Genomic DNA, 17,114 nt, shown 5'->3' with positions numbered 1-17,114 from the left:
AGCCTCCGACATTATGCGGCGCGCCCCGTCACCCCCCGGTGACACCCCGCATACCCGACCGGGCCACGGCGTACGGGCCGAGTCGCGGGGAACGGACGGGGATCACGGGGAGGACAGGTGGCCGGCCACTCCCTCGAAGTCCGCGCGGGTGAGGGTGAGCGACGAGGCGTTGCCGATCGCCTGGGTCTCCTCGGCGCGGCTCAGGTGCGCGGTCGCCGCGCGGTCCAGGTACGCCTCCACCAGGCGCGCGCCGGTCAGTCGGCCTCGGCCGCGCAGTGAGGCGAGGTCGGCGTGCACCAGGTCCCACGCGTCCGGGCCGACGCGCAGCCGCCGCTCCTCGGCGAGCAGCATCAGCAGTGCCGCGCGTGCTCGGGCGTCGGCCAGGTCCGGCAGGCGTACGGCGCGGAGGTCCGGCATCAGCTCCGGCGAGGACGCCGACAGCTCGCCCACGCGGTCGGGTTCGCAGGTGGCGAGCAGCGCGGTGTCGCTGACGCCTTCCAGGCGCGCGCGGTAGAGGACGGACGCGTACGACGAGCCGCGCGTCTCGTCCAGGATCAGCCCGTCCAGGCCGTCCAAGAGGAGCGTGTGGCCCGTGTGCCGGTCGAGCGCCTCGCGCAGCGCGTCGGGGCCGCCGTCGCGCAGGTCCTCGGCGTGGACGGTGCGGACCTCGCCGCTGGACACCTCGACCTCCGCCAGCGCGCGCGCCACCATCCGGGCGAAGCGGCGCTGCCCGCTGGACGGCGCGCCGATCAGCAGGAGCGCCGGCGCCGAAGCGCTCGACACCTCCTGGCCGCGCAGCCGCCGCGCCCACTTGCCGCGCCTGCGCACCTCGGTGACGACGCGTTCGATGTCGTCGGCGCCGCACAGGAACCGGATGCCGTACGCCTCGGCGATCTGCGTCCCCGGTTCGGGTACGGGGCCGGGCGGCATCGGCGGGGGCGGCTCGGACACCGGCGCGGGCGGCGGCGGCAAGTCGGGCTGCGCCGCCGGCGCGGGCGCCGGCGACGAACCCGTGTCGAGCTGCGTGCGGTACGGGTCGCTGTCGAGCTGGGTGGCCGGTTCGGAGGGCCACACCGGTGCCGCGCCCGGTGCCGCGCCCGGTTCCGGCGCGGCGTCGTCGTGCGGCCACGAGGGCGCGGGCGGCGCGGCTTCCGCTTCCGGCGCGCCGGACGGAGGCGGGGGAGGGGGCGGAGGCGCGATGCGCGGCGGCGGTCCCTGGGCGGCGTACGGGTCGAGCGGCGCGGGGCCTGCGTCCTGTCGCGGCTGGTTCCACTGGTCCGGTGCACCAGCGCCCGCGTTCGCAGCGTTCGGCAGGTCGGGGAGGGGCGTGCCCGACGGAGGTGAGCCGTGCACGCCGGGCACGGGCCCTCCCGAGGCGGCGGGCGGCGGAACGGGCGGCGCGGCCGGAGGTTCGGACGGGGCGACGGCCGGGGGCGGGCCGGGCGCCTCCTCCTGCGGTTGCGGAACGGGGGCCACGGGCTGGTCGCCGCCCTGCGCCTCGCGTTCGGCGGCGAGGTGGGCGCGCGCGGCCTTGATGATGTCCCACGCGCTCAGCTCGTCGGTGGACGGCGGCGTGTGCATCGCCGGGGAGGTCAGCTCCGCCGCGACCGCCTGCGGCATCGCGAAGCCCGTCGCGGGCGGCGGGACCTGCGCGAGCCTGCACCAGGTGAGGCCGATCGTGTACGTGGTGGTCAGCAGCGCGGCCAGCGCGTCGGCGTCGTCGCTGCGCAGCGCGTCCGGGAGGCGGCCGTCGCGCGGCCACAGGGAGCGCAGCGGGTGCGCCGGGTCGGTCAGGACGGCCTGGAGCGTGCGTCCGCTGTCGGGGTCGAGCCAGCGCTGGAGCGCGGGCAGGGCGTTCGGCGCCGTTTGCAGGTCGGCGGCCAGCACGGCGACGCCGGCGCGGCGCACCTCGTCGTGGCTGCGGCCGCCGGTCGCCTGGCGGGGACCGGTCAGCCCGGCGACGATCTGTTGCAGGTCGTACAGGGCGAGGCGCAGGTACTCGCCGGGCGCGGTGTCGCGCACCATCGGCGTGGCGAACTCGGCGGGGCAGCGGCGCCGCCATTCCTGGAGGATCGCCTCGGGCCCGTACCGGACGGTGGCCATGTCGTGCTGCGCCATCCGCAGCGAGGCGCCGGTCACCGCGGCGAGCGCGTCGGCGCCCGGCCGGAACCGCTCGTCGCCCTGGAGCCCGGACGCGACCTCGTACATCACGCGCGCGATGTGCGCGGCGCCGCCGACGTCGCCCGCGCCGAGCCGGTTGATGTAGTAGCCGGCGAGGGTGCTGAAGTCGGGCGGCATCATCCAGTGGAGCTGCTCGGCCGACGTCGTCAGGAACGGCACGAACGACTCGATCAGCGGGTGCTCGACCAGCGCGACGGGCGATCCCGCGCACCACAGCAGGGACCCCCACGCGGCGGCGACGGTGCTGGGCGTGCCGGGCTGGAACATCGGGTCGCGCTGCGCGAACTGCGCCGGGTTCACCGCCAGCGCGGTGGTGAGCGCCTGCGAGATGCGGGCGACCACGGCGGTCTCGGGCGCCGGGCCGAGGAACCCGGGGGAGGCCATGCGCCCGGCCGCCAGGTCGGGGCCGGTCGGGTACATCTGCGGCGGCACCGGCGGCGTCCCGGCTCCGCGCGGCGCGGGAACGGCCACGGCGCGGTCCTCGGGGGCGGGCGGCGGCGGGCAGGGGTGCCAGGCGCCGTCGAGGCCGCAGCGGTACCAGCGGCCCCACGCGCCGTACAGCCACCACTCGCCGGAGCCCCACAGCATCCGCGCGACGATCTGCTCGGCGCGCTGCTGCGGCGTGGCCGTACGCCACCACGGCGCGGCCACCAGCTCGCGCACGTTGGTCTCGACCGCAGCGAACAGGTCCCCGCCGGCCGCGCCTCCGGTTCCGCCGGGTCCCGCCCCGGCCGCTTGCCAGCTCACCCGGCGAATAGTAGTGGCCCACCGATCATCCCATCGACGTGTAAGGAGTGTTATGGCACGATGCTCATGAAATCGGGGGGTCCGGGCGGCGGCGGAGACGGGGAACGGGGGACGCGGCGATGGGCGGCGTGGTCGGCGGCGACGCGGCGCGGACGCGGGCGTGGGGGCTCGGGCTCGCGGTCTTCTCCTCGGTGTGCTTCGGCGGTTCCGGGCCGTTCGGCAAGGCGCTGATCGGTGCCGGGCTCAGCCCGCTCCAGGCGGTGTGGCTGCGGCTCGCGGGGGCCGCGCTGGTGCTGGCCCCGCTCGTGCTCGTGCTGCGCGGACGGGCCGCGGCGCGCGGGGTCCGCCCGCATCTCGGGCGGCTCGTCCTGTACGGGCTGACCGGCGTGGCGGGCTGCCAGGCGTTCTACTTCGTGGCCGCGTCGCGGCTGCCGGTCGGCGTGGCGATCCTGCTGGAGTTCACCGGCCCGGTCATGGTGCTGTGCTGGCTCCGGCTGGTGCGCCGCTCGCCCGTGCACCGCACCGCCGCGGTCGGCGTCGCCGTCGCGATGGCCGGCCTCGCGCTGGTCGTCGAGGTCTGGACCGGGCTGCGGCTGGACGCCCTCGGCCTCGCCGCCGGGCTCGGCGCCGCCGCCTGCCAGGCCGCCTACTTCCTGCTCATCGACCGGCTCGCGGGCCAGGTGGACGCGCTGGTCATGACCGCCGCCGGGAGTGTGGTCGCCGCCGTCGCGCTCACCGCAGCGGCCGCGCCCTGGACCCTCCCCTGGGACGTGCTGCCCGCTTCGGTGCCGATCGCCGGGCACACCGCCCCCGCCTGGACGCTCGCCGCCTGGATCATCCTGGTCAGCACCGTCCTGGCGTACGTGACCGGTGTCGCGGGCGTACAGCGTCTGTCGGCGCAGGTCGCGGGGGCGATCTGCTACGTGGAGGCGGTGGCGGCGACGCTCATCGCCTGGGCGGCGCTCGGAGAACGGCTCGCGCCCATCCAGATGGCAGGCGGCGCGATCGTCCTCGCGGGCGCGTTCATCGCGCAGCGCGCCGTCGCCGCCCCGGCCGTCGCCACCGGAACCCGCGCCGAGCCCGCTTCCGTCCCCGCCGCCTGACGCGCGCGGCGGCGGTCAGGCGTTCTCGCGGCGGAAGCGGTGCGCGCCCAGCACCACCGACAGCACCAGCATGGCCGCCATCACGGCCGCGCCCTCCAGCACCGCCGCCGAGGAGTACCGGCCCTGGAACGCCGCGCGCGCCGCGTCCACCACGTACCGGAACGGCGTGAAGCGCGACACCACGTCCAGCCAGCCGGGGGCCATGCTCATCGGCAGCAGGATGCCCGACAGCAGCATCAGCGGCAGCGTCACCGTCGACAGCAGCGGCGCGAACGCGTCCTCCCGCCGGGTCATCAGCGCCAGCACGTACGACAGCGAGGCGATGCTGAGCGCGAGCAGCACCACGAACGCCAGCCCGAGCACGATCCCGCCGAACGGCGCGCGCAGCCCGAGCGCGATCCCGACCGCGAGCAGCATCACCGCCTGGACGACCAGCACCAGCGTGTCGCGCAGCACCCGGCCGAGCAGCAGCGCGACCCGGCTGACGGGCGTGACCCGCAGCCGTTCCAGCACGCCGGAACGCAGCTCGGCGATCAGCCCGAACCCGACGAACCCCGCGCCGAACAGCGCGAGCTGGATGAGGATGCCCGGCACCAGCACCCGCCAGGCGTCGTCGCCGCCGAACCCCGCGACCCCGGGCAGCTCGGTCAGCAGCGGGCCGAACAGCACCAGGTACAGCAGCGGTTGCAGCGCGCCGAACACGACCGCGACCTTGCTGCGCAGCGTCTGCCGTACGCACCGCACGAAGATCAGCCGCGTGTCGCGCACCGCGCGGCCGAACGACGCCGTACGCGGTGGCCGCGCCGGGCCCCGCGACGTTCCTCCGGCTTCGGCGGCCTGCGGCACCGTGGACGAGTAGGACATCGAACGCACCTCCGGAAGGTTTCGGGGTTCAGGCGGCGTCGCGGAGCGAGCGGCCGGTGACGGTGAGGAACACGTCGTCCAGGGACGGGCGCGTCAGGTGCAGCGCGGCGAGTTCGACCCCGGCCGCGTCCAGCGTGCGGACGAGGGTCATCAGCTCCCGGTCGCCGTTCTCCACGGTGAGCCTGAGGGTGTCGCCGGTGACGGCGGCCTCCCTGATGCCGGGATGGCCGGACAGGGCGTCGCGCGCCCGCGCCGCGGCGTCGGGCCCGTCGCCGAGTTCGAGGGTGACGACGTCCCCGGCGATGCGGCGCTTCAGCTCGGCGGGCGTCCCCGCGGCGACGATCCGGCCCCGGTCGATGATCAGGATGCGGTCGCACAGCGCGTCGGCCTCGTCCAGGTAGTGCGTCGTCAGGAAGACGGTCGTGCCGTCCTCGGCGCGCATCCGGCGGATGTGCTCCCACAGGTTGCCGCGGCTCTGCGGGTCCAGTCCGGTCGTCGGCTCGTCCAGGAACAGCAGCGGCGGGCGGTGCACGAGGCCGAGCGCGAGGTCCAGCCGCCGCCGCTGCCCGCCCGACAGCTCCGCGGTCAGCCGCCCGTCCAGGCCGTCCAGGTCCAGGCGCCCGCACAGCCGGGCGATCCGCTCGCCGCGGTCCGGCACGTCGTACAGCCGCGCCTGGAGGTCCAGTTCCTCGCGCACGGGGACGAGCGGGTCGGCCCCGCCGCCCTGCGCCACGTACCCGATCCGGCGCCGCACCGCGGCCGGGTCCGAGCGCAGGTCGTGCCCGGCGACCGTCGCGCTGCCGGCCGTCGGCGCCAGCAGCGTCGTCAGCATCCGCAGGGTCGTGGTCTTGCCCGCGCCGTTCGGGCCGAGGAACCCGACGATCTCGCCGGGCGCGACGGTCAGGTCGACGCCGCACACGGCCTCGACCGCGCCGTGCTTGGTGGTGAAGGTGCGGGCGAGCCCGCGCGTCTCGATCACTGAAGCCTCCTGGGGGAACGGGCCGTTACAGTAACACCAATATTTAAGTGACCCCAAGTTTGGTGCCACTCCGGCGAAGGTAGGATCTCCGTCATGGCGGAACGCGACGTCCCGAGCACGACCGGCCTCGCCGAGAGCGGCGAGCACAGCGACCGAGGCGGCGGACGAGGCGGCGACGCGGCCACGAGGGAGCTCGGGCTGCGCGAGCGCAAGAAGCTGGAGACCCGGCGGCGGATCTCCGACATCGCCACCGGGCTGTTCATGATGCGCGGCTTCGACCAGGTCACCGTCGCCGACGTCGCGCGCACCGCCGACGTGTCGGTCAACACGGTCTTCAACTACTTCAAGACCAAGGAGGACCTGTTCTTCGACCGCGACGCCGAGATGACCGCGCAGGCCGCCGACGCGTTCAGCGAGCGCCGCCCCGGCGAGACCGCCGCCGCGGCGTTCCGCCGCTCGTTCATGGAGGGGCTGGACGCCCGTTCCATCCACACCGGCTTCCACGAGGGCTCGGAGACCTGGGCGAAGACCGTCCAGGCCAGCCCCGCCCTCGTCGCCCGCCAGCGCGAGATCGGCCAGCGGGCCGAGGACACCCTGGCCGAACGGATCGCCGAGGAGACCGGAGCGGGCGCCGACGACACCGCCCCCCGCATCGCCGCCGCCATGATCTTCGCCGTCTACCGCGGCCTGGTGAACGACATCGTCCGCCGGAAGATCGCGGGGGAGACCCTCGAAGAGATGAGCCGGAGCGTCCACGCCAACGCGCGGCGGGCGTTCGACCTGCTCGAGAACGGCCTCGGCGACTACGCCGCCAGACCCGCCGACCCGGCCGCCTAGAATCCCGCACCTGAAAAACGAGTGTCGAACCTTCCACGAAGATTCCTAAACTCGGTGGGTGCGGAGGCCGAAACAGATGGATACCCCCACGCTCCTTGCCCACCTAGAGACGCACGGCGACGCCCTGACCCTGCCCCGGGGCGGCACCCTGTGCTGGGACGACGCGGACCTGCACCGCGCCGCCTACACCGACGACCCCGAGGGCTACGCCCTCCTCGCCCTGGCGCCCGGCGTCCGGCCCTGGCAGCGCGCCCGCGTGCTGCTCCAGGTCCTCGCCGCGTCCCAGGCCGGGCTGGACGACACGACCCGCGCGACCCTCGCGCGCGTCACCCGCGTGCTGACCCTCGCGCTGCCGCCCGCCCACGTCATCACCGTGCTGCTCGGGCTGCGGCGCCTGCGCGCCAACCACAAGCACACCACCCGCGCCGCGCTGCGGTTCGTCCTCGAGCACCCCGAGGCCGACGCGCTCATCGCCGCCCGCCGTCCCGCGCTCGTGGACTGCTTCGAGCACGCGCTCGGCAAGGCGACCGCCCGCGGCGTCGCCCGGCGCGTCGGGACCGGCGACACCGGGTCCGACTACCTCCAGCGGCGGCTGCTGCGGTTCCTCGCCGCGCCGGACGCCGCCCTGCCCCGCGTGCTCGCGCTGTACGCGGGCGGCGAGCCGGGGACGGCCGCGCCCTACGAGCCCGTCCTCAGCGTCGACGCCAAGAGGGAACGGCCGCCGACCGTCACCGCGACCAACCGCGGCGACATCGCCGCCACGCTCGTGCACCTCTACCGCGGCGGCCCGGCCGAGGAGCTGTACGTCGCGCTCGGCCGCTACCTCAGCGCCGCCGTCGTCGCGTTCCCGCGCTTCGAGGGCACCGTCGCGCTCGTCATGGACGCCTCGGCGTCCATGCGCGGCTACGGCGAACGCGAGTGGGCGGTGCTGTCCCAGGCCGCCGCGCTGCGGATGGTGCTGTCGGAGGTCTGCGCCCGCCTGGAGGTCGTGGAGGTCGGCGGGGACGAACGCACTCCGCACGGCGCCACCGACCTCGCCACCGGCGTCCTCGACGCGCTCGGCGCCGCCCCCGACCTGGTCGCGGTCGTCTCCGACGGCTACGAGAACCTGTTCCCGGGCGACCTGGCCCGCGTCGTCGCCACCCTGCCCCGCGCCGGCGTCACCACCCCGGTGGTGTTCTGCCACGCGATGTTCACCGGCAGCGACGACCTGTCCGCGCGCCGTCCCGCGCCCGCTCTGCCGCAGCGCGGGTTCTGGCACCAGGACGACTTCGCCGAGCTGCTGCCCTGGATGTTCGGGCACTGCGAGGCCGGGGCCCCCTGGCTCCGTACCGCCCTGCACTCGCGGCTCGAAGCCCTCGACCGGCAGGCCGGGCTCCTCGGCGACCTCGCCGCCTGATCCGTCCCCCGCCCCCGCCCCACCCCGCAACCGCACAACGCACAACCCGACCGTGCCGCCGCACGACGAAGGGACGCCCATGAGGGAGACGACGGCGCTCGAAACGCTCGTCCCCGGTCCGCTCAGCCTCGCGGGGCACCGCCTCGGCACGCCGCAGAGCGCCGGGGCGCTGACCATGGTCCCGATCTCCGGGCCCGCCTACCCGGGAATCGTGCCGCCGCGCACCGGCCTCAAGCTGTCCAGGGTCGTCGGCTACGGCCAGGTCGAGCTGCGCAACGGCGCCCCGGAGGGCGTCGCGATCGTCCCGCTGCACATCGGCTACGTCCAGGACGCCGCGCAGAACCACGCGCTGTGCCGCTCGGCGTTCCTCGCCGCCGGGCAGAGCCTGCTGTTCGACGACGCGTGCTGCGTCCAGGAGTCGCAGGGCGGCTACCTCACCGAACGCGACCAGTGGTTCTTCGTGCTGCCCGCGGAGCTGCGCGACCGCGCCCTGGAGCTGCGCGGCGTCCAGGGTTACAGCAAGCTGTGGAGGGACATCGCCGACCTCAACGCCCGCTACGGCCTGCCCCGGCGCGGCCACCTGGAGCAGATCCTGTCGCGCAAGAGGCCGGTGCTCACCCAGTTCCAGAGCCGCCTGGAACTGCTGCCCGGACAGCTCGGCGCGCTGTTCTTCGTCGGCGGACGCTTCGCCGGGCTGGAGATCGCGCCCGACCCGCGCTACTTCGCCGAGATGTGGACGGCCCTCGTCTGCTTCGCCTACGGCGTCGCCGCCTGGCACGCCGAGCCCGACGCCGCGGCCGGGCCCGCCGAGCCGTACGAGGCGGACAGCCTGCCCGAGCTGCGCGCCGCCCTCGACCTCGACCGGGCCGAACGGCTCGCCGCGATCGCGGGCTGGCTCGCCGACGTGCCGACCGGCCCGGTCGAGGCCGTCGAGGAGGAGCGTTACCTCAGCCTGCGCCTGTCCACCCTCACGGGGCCCCACCTGGCCGGACAGGTCGTCAGCGACGGCGACCGCGCCGTCTACGCGTCCCTGTTCGCCCGCACCCCGGCCGTCGCCGCCGCGCGCTGACAAGCGGCGGCAACGGCACCCGACGGGCCGCGCAGCGGTGAACGTTCCCGGGGCGATCGATTAAATCGGTTGCCCCGGGCGGCCCCGCCCACTTCAATCAGAACCACGGGAACTGTGCCGGGCACGTCAGGCGGAACCCTGATTCCAAGTCAGGACGTCGTCATAGAAACGAACTTGAGCCTGACGAAGCGCCGGCCGCCTGTCCCGCTCCGCGTCAGCCCTCCACCGCCAGGTACGGGCGCAGCGCCGAACGGACGTCCTCCGGGATCTCCCGCTTGGCCTTGGTCGCCGGGTCGATGAACACGTGCGCCACCTCCCCCTCCGCGATCAGCCGCTCGCCCACGCGGAACTCCGGCCGCACCACCATGCTCGTCCGGCCGAGCCGCGCCACCGGCATCCGCACGTCCAGCAGCTCGTCGAACCGCGCGCCCTCCCGGTAGCGGATCCGCGCCTCGACCACCACCAGGTCGTACCCCTGCGCCACCATCTCGGAGTAATCGCCCACCGCCGCCCGCCAGAGCTCCGTCAGCGCGACGTCGTACATGAACAGGTAGTGGCCGTTGAACACCACGCCCTGCTGGTCGCACTCGCTGTAACGCACCCGCAGCCGATGCGTGAAGATCTCTCCCATACCGGCATCCTCGCCCACGCGGCCCGTACGGCACACCCCTCCCGCGAGCGGTCCTGAAGAGTCGGCAAAGGATGCGCCCGCCCGGGAGCGTGCGCCCCGTCCCCCGCATCCCTCGCGGCTAGCGTGCCGACCATGCCGCAACCGCCCGGCGACACCCCGCCCGGCACCCCGCAGGAGCCGCCGCGCAACGAGCCGCCGACGGACGAGCTTCCCGCCGCCGACTCCGCCGCCAGTGCGAGCGTCGGCGCTCTCGGACGGGACGGACGGCACATGCCGCCCTGGCTGCCGAAGGCGTTCCTGCTCGCCGGATGCGTCGTGCTGCTGTTCATGGTGGGCGTCTGGCTGCTCGAACGGCTGCGCGGGCTGCTGCTCCTGCTGGTGACCTCCCTGTTCCTGGCGTTCTCCATCGAACCCGCCGTGAACCGGCTCGCCGCCCGGGGCTGGCGGCGCGGCCTCGCGACCGGCGCGATGTTCATCCTCATCGCGGTCGTCGGCGGCGCGTTCGCCGCCGTCCTCGGCTCGCTGCTGGTCAGCCAGACCACCCACCTGATCGACGGCTTCCCGGGCTACGTCGACGACGTCATCGACTGGGTCAACGACGCCTTCGGCACGCACCTGTCGCAGCACACGCTGTTCACCAAGCTGCCGAACGTCACCGACCAGCTCTCCCAGCACCTGTCGTCGCTCGCGGGGAACGTGTGGGGGATCGGCGCGACGGCGCTCGGCCTGCTGTTCCAGGCGCTCGGCATCGTGCTGTTCACGTTCTACCTGTCCGCGCAGGGGCCGCAGTTCCGGCGCGCGGTCTGCACGCTGCTCCCGCCGCGCCGCCAGCGCGAGGTCCTGCGCGCCTGGGACATCGCCATCGACAAGACCGGCGGCTACATCTACTCGCGGGCCCTGCTGGCGCTGGTCTCCGCCGTCGCCCACTACGTCGCCCTGTACCTGCTGGACGTCCCGTACGCGGTGACGCTCGCGCTGTGGGTCGGCGTCGTCTCCCAGTTCATCCCCACCGTCGGGACGTACCTGGCGGGCGCCGTCCCGGTGCTCATCGCGCTCGCCAAGTCGCCGTCCACGGCGCTGTGGGTGCTGGCCGTCATCGCCGCCTACCAGCAGTTCGAGAACTACGTCCTCCAGCCGCGCATCACGGCCCGTACGCTCGACATGCACCCCGCCGTCGCGTTCGGGATCGTCCTCGCCGGAACGGCGATCATCGGGCCGCTCGGGCGTTGCTGGCACTGCCCGTCGGTGCCAGCCTCCAGGCGTTCCTCAGCGCCTACATCCGCCGGTACGACGTGGAGGAGCACCCCTTGACCGCTCTCGCCGCACCAGCCTCCGCCGCGCCCGGACGGCTCCGCGTCCGCTTCCGCAGGCGCCGCGACCGATGAACGACCCGCAGCCGCCGGACGTCCGGCGCATGACGCTGGAGGACAAGGCCGCCCAGCTCTTCGTCCTACGCGTCACAGGCGCGGACCCCGACGCGGCCGAGCTCGTCGCGCGGTACGGGATCGGCGGCGTCATCTACTTCGCGCCGCGTTCCGGAACGCCCGACACCCCGGCCGCGCTCGCGGAGTTCGCGGGCGCGGTCCAGCGCGCCGCCCTCGCCCGCCCCGTCCCGATCCCGGCCACGATCGGCGTCGACCAGGAGGGCGGACCGGTCGAACGACTCCCGCCGCCGTTCACCGAGATGCCCGGGGCCATGGCCCTCGCCGCCGGGCGCGACACCGGCGACGCGCGCGACCTCGCCGCCGTCACCGCGCGCGAACTGCGCGCCGCCGGGTTCACGCAGAACTACGCGCCCGACGCCGACGTCAACACCGACCCGGCCAACCCCGTCATCGGCGTCCGCTCGTTCGGCGCCGACCCGGCCCTGGCCGCCCGGATGGCCGCCGCGCAGGTCGAGGGGCTGCGCGCCGGGGGAGTGGCCGCGACGGCCAAGCACTTCCCCGGCCACGGCGACACCTCCGTGGACAGCCACACCGGCCTGCCCGTCATCACCCGCGACCGCGCCGCGTGGGAACGCGTCGACCTGCCGCCGTTCGCCGCCGCGATCGCCGCCGGAACCGACGCCGTCATGACCGGCCACCTCGCCGTCCCGGCGCTGGACCCGACCGGGACGCCCGCGACGCTGTCCCACCCGATCCTCACCGGCCTGCTGCGCCACCGGCTCGGCTTCGACGGCGCGATCGTCACCGACGCCCTGGACATGCGCGGCATCCGCGACGGCCACGACGACGAACGGATCCCGCTGCTCGCCCTCAAGGCCGGCGCCGACGTCCTGCTCAGCCCGCCGAACGAGGCGTTCCCCGCCCAGCTCGCCGCGATCGTCCGCGCCGTCCGCGACGGCGAACTGCCCGAAGACCGCCTCGACGCGTCCGTCCGCCGCGTCCTGCGCCTCAAGCGCCCGCTGTTCGGCGCGCCCGCGACGGACCCGGACGCGGCCGAGGCCGCCATCGGAACGCCCGCGCACCGCGACGCCGTCCGCGCCGCCACCGAACGCACCACCACCCTCGTCGCCGACCGCGACGCGTTCCTCCCGCTCGCTCCCGGTCCCCGGACCGTTCTGGTCACCGGCCCCGGCCCCGCCACGACCCGTACGCTCGCCGACGCGATCGCCGAACGCGGCGCGACCGTCAACGCGCACGAGACCGGACCCGACCCCGCGCCGGACAGCATCGCGCAGGCCGTGTCAGCGGCACGCGGCGCGGACCTCGTCATCGCCGCGACCTCCCACGCGGGCGCTCTGAGGCCCGGCGACGGCGCGCGGGGCGGGCAGGCCGAACTGGTCAAGGCGCTCGCCGCCACGGGACGTCCGGTCGTCGTCATCGCCGTCCGCGCCCCTACGACATCGCGCGCTTCCCCGACGCGCCCCGCGCCTACCTCGCCACCTACTCCACCGCGCCGGTCGCCCTGCGCGCCGCCGTCAGGACGGTCTTCGGCGAGAACGATCCACGAGGCCGCCTGCCCGTTCCCATTCCCACGCCCGGCCGCGACGCCGCGCCCCTCTACCCCTTCGGGCACGGCCTGTCCTACCGGCGCTGACCGCCCGCCGTCCCGGTCCGCCGCCCCGGACCGCCGCGTGGGTGCTCGCGCCCTTGACGCGGTGAGCGTTCTTGTCAACGGAACGCACAACGCGCACCGCAACTGGTGCGATGGCGCAGAAGCCCCGCCCGCGCCCGGCCCGTACGGTCGTGGCCACGCGCGGCGGCCGCGTCCCCGGCCGCCCCACCGTGACCTCCAACGACCGTGACTCGCGAAGGAGCCTCCATGACAGCGGGTGTCGCCGACGTGGGCAGCAGAGCCCCGCAGCCGGACATCTCCCCGAAGCCCGTCCCGCTCGTGGAACGGATCAGCGTCGTCGTGTTCGTGGTCGCCCCGTCGTCGGGGTCGCGGCGGCCGTCCCGTTCTTCTGGGGCTGGGGGCTCGGCTGGACCGACGTCGCCATCTTCGCCTTCCTCTACCCGTTCAACGCGCTCGGCATCACCGTCGGCTACCACCGGCACTTCACGCACGGCGGCTTCAAGGCCAAGCGCTGGCTGCGGATCGTCCTCGCGATCCTCGGCGGGCAGGCGTGGCAGGGCTCGGTCATCTTCTGGGTGAGCGACCACCGGCGCCATCACAAGTACGCCGACCAGGAGGGCGACCCGCACTCGCCGTGGGCGTACGGGCCGGGCGTGTGGGGGCTGACCAAGGGCCTCTACCACGCGCACATGGGCTGGCTGTTCCGCAAGGAGCGCACCTCGCGCAGCAAGTACGCGCCCGACCTGCTCAAGGACAAGGACCTGGTGCTGCTCGGGCGCAACGACGTGTACGCGCTGATCACCCTGACCACGCTGCTGGTCCCGATGGGCCTCGGCGCGCTGCTCACCTGGTCGTGGCACGGCGCCGTCACCGCGGTGTTCTGGGCCGGGCTGCTGCGCGTGTTCGCCGGAGACCACATCACGTTCTCGATCAACTCCATCTGCCACGTGTTCGGCAAGGAGGACTTCAAGACCCGCGACCACTCCCGCAACGTGTGGTGGCTCGCGATCCCCTCGTTCGGCGAGTCGTGGCACAACCTCCACCACGCCGACCCGACCTGCGCCCGCCACGGCGTCCTCAAGGGCCAGCTCGACATCAGCGCCCGCGTCATCTGGCTGATGGAGAAGGCCGGGTGGGTCTGGGACGTCCGCTGGCCGGACGAGCAGCGCCTCGCCTCCCGCCGCGTCCCCTGACCCCGTTCCCGCACGACCGCCCACCCCGTGAACCAGGAGCCATCGACGATGACGTCCCTGTCCGAACTGGACCGCACCCCCTGATCGACCGGCTCGGACGCTGGGCCGAGCAGTACCCCGACGACCGCGCCTACACCTACATGGACTACGCCACCGACATCGACGGCGTCGGCGTGGACATCACCTGGGGCGAGCTCGACCGCCGCTCCCGCGCCGTCGCGGCGTCCCTGCGCGCCGTCACCGACGCCGGGCAGCGCGTCGCGATCCTCGCCCGCAGACCCTCGACTACATCATCGGGTTCCTCGGCGCGATGTACGCCCGCGTGATCGCCGTCCCGCTGTTCTCGCCCGACCTGCCCGGCCACGCCGACCGGCTCCTCGCCGTCTACGGCGACTCCGAGCCGAGTGCGTGCTCACCACCACCGAGGCGCTCCCGCACGTCGAGACGTTCTTCGACGCCAACACCGTCCGCGGCCGAAGCAGATCCTCACCATCGACACCGTCGACACCTCCCTCACCTGGGAGTACGAGCCCGTCGGGCCGGACGACCTGGCCTATCTCCAGTACACCTCGGGGTCCACGCGCACCCCGCCGGGGTGATGGTCACCCACGGCAACATCGCCGTGAACGCCGAGCAGTGCTGGGGCACCTTCGACGGCATCCCCCGCGTGTCGTCCGGCGTGAACTGGCTCCCGCTCTTCCACGACATGGGCCTGGTCACCGCCGTCGCGCTGCCGCTCGCCTACGCCAGCCCCGCCGTCCTGATGGACCCCGTCGCGTTCATCATGCGGCCCATGCGCTGGCTGGAGCTGCTCAGCAAGCAGAGCCACGCGTTCACCTGCGCGCCGAACTTCGCCTACGAGTACCTCGCCGCCAAGGTCACGCCCGAGGAGAAGGCCACGCTCGACCTCAGCGGCGTGCAGGTCTTCATGAACGGCGCCGAGACGATCCGCGAGGGCACCATCAGCCGCTTCCTCGACGCGTTCCGCGAATGCGGCCTGCGCCCCGAGGTGCAGGTCCCCGCCTACGGGCTCGCCGAGGCGACCGTCTACGTCTCCTCGTCCTCGCGCTACCTGACGCCCACGATGACCTCGTTCGACCGCGACGCCCTGAACCGCGGCGTCGCCGAGCCGTGCGCCGCCGACGCCGAGCGCGCGTCGCTGCTCGTCGGCTGCGGCACGCCCTACGGGCAGCACCTGGCGATCGTGGACCCGGCGACCCGCGTGCGCGTCCCGGACGGGCGCGTCGGTGAGATCTGGGTGCACGGCCCGAACGTCACGGCCGGCTACTGGAAGCGGCCCGAGGACACCGCCGAGACGTTCGCCTGCTCCCTCGCCGGAACGCTCGGCGACCTGCCCGAACGGCCCTGGCTGCGCACCGGCGACCTCGGCGTCTGGTACGACGGTGAGCTGTACGTCACCGGCCGGATCAAGGACCTGATCATCGTCGACGGCCGCAACCACTACCCGCAGGACATCGAGCACACCGCCTACAGCGCGCACGAGGGCGTCCGCCGCGAGTACGTCGCCGCGTTCTCCGTCGCCGACGAGGAGACCGAGCGCCTCATCGTGGTCGCCGAGCGCAACCGCCGCATCCCGATCCGCAGGCTCGACCCCGAGGCCGTCGCCGACACCGTCCGCGCCGCCGTCAAGCACCACCACGACGTCGCGCTGCACGAGTTCGTCCTCATCGAGCCGGGCGGCCTGCCCCGCACCAGCAGCGGCAAGATCTCCCGCGCCGCCTGCCGCGCCGCGCACCTGAACGGCACGCTGCCGCTCACGCCGCTCGACCAGACCGCCGCCTCCGCCTGACCCGCCCCACCGAAAAGCCCCGGAGCGATGCTCCGGGGCTTTTCACGTCGAACGCCTCGCGGCGGGCGCGGCGGGTGCGGCGCGCGGGATCGCGCGGACGGTCAGCGGCGCGCCGCGGCTGCGGTGGTCTGCGCGTTCACCGCCTGCATCAGCTTCGGCCAAACGAACTGCGCCTCGCGGATCCACGCCGGCCAGTTGTGCCGGCCGTCGTCGTAGATGTGCGCGGTGTAGGGGACGTTCAGCTCGTCCAGGCGCTTCTTGAACTCCTTGTTGTTCGCGCCGATCGCGATCTCGCTCAGCAGGCCGATGTCCCACGGCGCCACGTCCGGGTCGCCCGGTCCGGGACGGCCGGTCGTGCCCGCGGAGAAGAACAGGCCCACGCCGCGCAGCTTGTCGGCCAGCGCGTACGGGTCGTGCGCCGCCCAGTTGGCGTCGTCGGCGCGCGGGACGCCCCAGATCGCGAACGGGTCCTGGCCGTTGCCCGCGTTGGTGAACATCAGCATCGCCGGGATGCCGATGCCGCGCATCGACAGGATGCCGCTCAGCGACGCCGCGTACTTGAACAGGCCCGGGTGCCGCGCGGCGTAGGAGAACGCGCCCTGCGCGCCCGAGGAGTTGCCGATCGCGGCGCGCAGCCCGCCCGCGCCGTAGTTGCGCTCGATGAGCTGGCGGACCTCGGCGGTGTGGAACGTCTCCCACTTGGGGAGCCGCCCTTGCCGTAGTTGTACCAGTCGGTGTACGAGCCGTCGGCGCCCTCGGGCATCACCACGATGACGTTGTACTTGGCCGCCCACGCCTCGATGTCGGTGTTGCGCGTCCAGGAGGTGTAGTTGTCCTGGCCGCCGTGGAAGGCGTAGACGACGGGCCAGTTGCCCTTCGCGCCGCGCTGCCAGTTCTTCGGCAGCAGCAGCCGCGTCTTGACCGACTTGCCGCCGAGGGCGGGGGAGTCGATGGTGATGTCCACCTCGCCGGCGGCGATCGGCTTCTCGTCGGTGATCTTCGCCCCGTCGTCGGCGGGCTGCGGCGCCGCCGCGAGCCTGGCCGCCGCGGCGCGGACCGCGCCGGGGGACGCCGCGGCCTGCGCGGTGGCCACGCCCGCCGTTCCCGTTCCGGCGACCGCGGCGGCGGTGATCGCCCCGATCGCGACCGAGCGGCGCCATCGGGAGGACGCATCGAGGGCCTCTCGACGGACCGAGCGTGTCATTGTCTCCACCTCGCGACAGTGCGCGGCCCCGGGTGGCCGCACGGCTGCCGCCGAGTGTCCCGTTCCAGAGAAAATGATC

At 74.1% G+C, this 17,114-nt stretch carries 14 protein-coding genes and 2 pseudogenes; 10 read left to right on the top strand and 6 right to left on the bottom strand.

Annotated features, from left to right (window positions below; translation table 11 throughout):
- Window positions 1–102: 102 nt before the first annotated feature.
- On the bottom strand, window positions 103–2,928 hold the full coding sequence (locus GEV43_RS42880; RefSeq protein WP_160826399.1) for a hypothetical protein: 2,826 nt from the start codon (window positions 2,926–2,928) through the stop codon (window positions 103–105).
- A gap of 119 nt (window positions 2,929–3,047) precedes the next feature.
- On the opposite strand from GEV43_RS42880, the gene GEV43_RS42875 reads away from it, so the two are divergent.
- Complete coding sequence (locus GEV43_RS42875) at window positions 3,048–4,031, top strand: DMT family transporter (RefSeq protein ID WP_160826398.1); 984 nt, start codon at window positions 3,048–3,050, stop codon at window positions 4,029–4,031.
- 15 nt (window positions 4,032–4,046) lie between these two features.
- Here the strand turns inward: GEV43_RS42875 and GEV43_RS42870 are convergent, their stop codons facing one another.
- Together GEV43_RS42870 and GEV43_RS42865 are read right to left on the bottom strand one after the other, a co-directional pair.
- Window positions 4,047–4,895 carry an ABC transporter permease gene (locus tag GEV43_RS42870; protein WP_160826397.1) on the bottom strand — a complete coding sequence of 283 codons (849 nt, stop codon included), beginning with the start codon at window positions 4,893–4,895 and terminating at the stop codon, window positions 4,047–4,049.
- 28 nt (window positions 4,896–4,923) lie between these two features.
- On the bottom strand, window positions 4,924–5,874 hold the full coding sequence (locus GEV43_RS42865) for an ATP-binding cassette domain-containing protein (RefSeq protein ID WP_160826396.1): 951 nt from the start codon (window positions 5,872–5,874) through the stop codon (window positions 4,924–4,926).
- 93 nt (window positions 5,875–5,967) lie between these two features.
- Here GEV43_RS42865 and GEV43_RS42860 point away from each other — a divergent pair, with 93 nt between their 5' ends.
- The 3 genes from GEV43_RS42860 to GEV43_RS42850 all read left to right on the top strand — a co-directional run bounded on the left by GEV43_RS42860 (window position 5,968) and on the right by GEV43_RS42850 (window position 9,179).
- Window positions 5,968–6,711, top strand: a complete 744-nt coding sequence (locus tag GEV43_RS42860; protein ID WP_160826395.1) for a TetR/AcrR family transcriptional regulator — start codon at window positions 5,968–5,970, stop codon at window positions 6,709–6,711.
- A 76-nt stretch (window positions 6,712–6,787) separates the two neighbouring features.
- Window positions 6,788–8,110, top strand: coding sequence for a VWA domain-containing protein (locus GEV43_RS42855; RefSeq protein ID WP_160826394.1), 1,323 nt, complete (start codon window positions 6,788–6,790; stop codon window positions 8,108–8,110).
- Window positions 8,111–8,189: 79 nt separating this feature from the next.
- Entirely contained in the window at window positions 8,190–9,179 is a 990-nt protein-coding gene (locus tag GEV43_RS42850) for an ARPP-1 family domain-containing protein (protein WP_160826393.1), read from the top strand.
- 214 nt (window positions 9,180–9,393) lie between these two features.
- Here GEV43_RS42850 and GEV43_RS42845 read toward each other — a convergent pair whose 3' ends face one another.
- Window positions 9,394–9,810, bottom strand: coding sequence for a thioesterase family protein (locus GEV43_RS42845; RefSeq protein WP_160826392.1), 417 nt, complete (start codon window positions 9,808–9,810; stop codon window positions 9,394–9,396).
- Between the two features lie 132 nt (window positions 9,811–9,942).
- On the opposite strand from GEV43_RS42845, the gene GEV43_RS42840 reads away from it, so the two are divergent.
- The 6 genes and pseudogenes from GEV43_RS42840 to GEV43_RS42825 all read left to right on the top strand — a co-directional run bounded on the left by GEV43_RS42840 (window position 9,943) and on the right by GEV43_RS42825 (window position 15,831).
- A complete protein-coding gene (locus tag GEV43_RS42840; RefSeq protein ID WP_241684480.1) occupies window positions 9,943–11,121 on the top strand; it encodes an AI-2E family transporter in 1,179 nt (392 codons plus the stop codon).
- Window positions 11,122–11,191: 70 nt separating this feature from the next.
- Window positions 11,192–13,057: a glycoside hydrolase family 3 protein gene (locus GEV43_RS42835; RefSeq protein ID WP_160826391.1), complete on the top strand. Its 1,866-nt coding sequence runs from the start codon at window positions 11,192–11,194 to the stop codon at window positions 13,055–13,057.
- A gap of 17 nt (window positions 13,058–13,074) precedes the next feature.
- Window positions 13,075–14,021: pseudogene (locus tag GEV43_RS42830) on the top strand (acyl-CoA desaturase).
- On the top strand, window positions 13,961–14,347 hold the full coding sequence (locus GEV43_RS52705; protein WP_241684479.1) for a hypothetical protein: 387 nt from the start codon (window positions 13,961–13,963) through the stop codon (window positions 14,345–14,347). Before GEV43_RS42830 ends, GEV43_RS52705 begins: the two are co-directional and overlap by 61 nt.
- Before the next feature lie 78 nt (window positions 14,348–14,425).
- Window positions 14,426–14,620 (top strand): hypothetical protein, encoded by a 195-nt coding sequence (locus tag GEV43_RS52700; RefSeq protein WP_241684478.1) that lies wholly within the window; start codon window positions 14,426–14,428, stop codon window positions 14,618–14,620.
- Window positions 14,620–15,831, top strand: a complete 1,212-nt coding sequence (locus tag GEV43_RS42825; RefSeq protein WP_241684592.1) for a fatty acyl-AMP ligase — start codon at window positions 14,620–14,622, stop codon at window positions 15,829–15,831. Before GEV43_RS52700 ends, GEV43_RS42825 begins: the two co-directional genes overlap by 1 nt.
- A 101-nt stretch (window positions 15,832–15,932) precedes the next feature.
- Here the strand turns inward: GEV43_RS42825 and GEV43_RS53510 are convergent, their stop codons facing one another.
- Window positions 15,933–16,625 (bottom strand): alpha/beta hydrolase-fold protein, encoded by a 693-nt coding sequence (locus GEV43_RS53510; RefSeq protein ID WP_309240284.1) that lies wholly within the window; start codon window positions 16,623–16,625, stop codon window positions 15,933–15,935.
- Window positions 16,610–17,035, bottom strand: a pseudogene (locus tag GEV43_RS53505) (hypothetical protein); the annotation flags it as partial. The gene GEV43_RS53510 and the pseudogene GEV43_RS53505, both read right to left, overlap by 16 nt.
- Between the last annotated feature and the right edge of the window lie 79 nt (window positions 17,036–17,114).

This window comes from Actinomadura sp. J1-007 (assembly GCF_009793335.1).
In the GTDB taxonomy this organism is placed as follows: Bacteria; Actinomycetota; Actinomycetes; order Streptosporangiales; family Streptosporangiaceae; genus Spirillospora; species Spirillospora yumaensis.
Note: the sequence above shows the minus strand (reverse complement) of the source record. Positions and strands in the feature narration are given on the sequence as shown.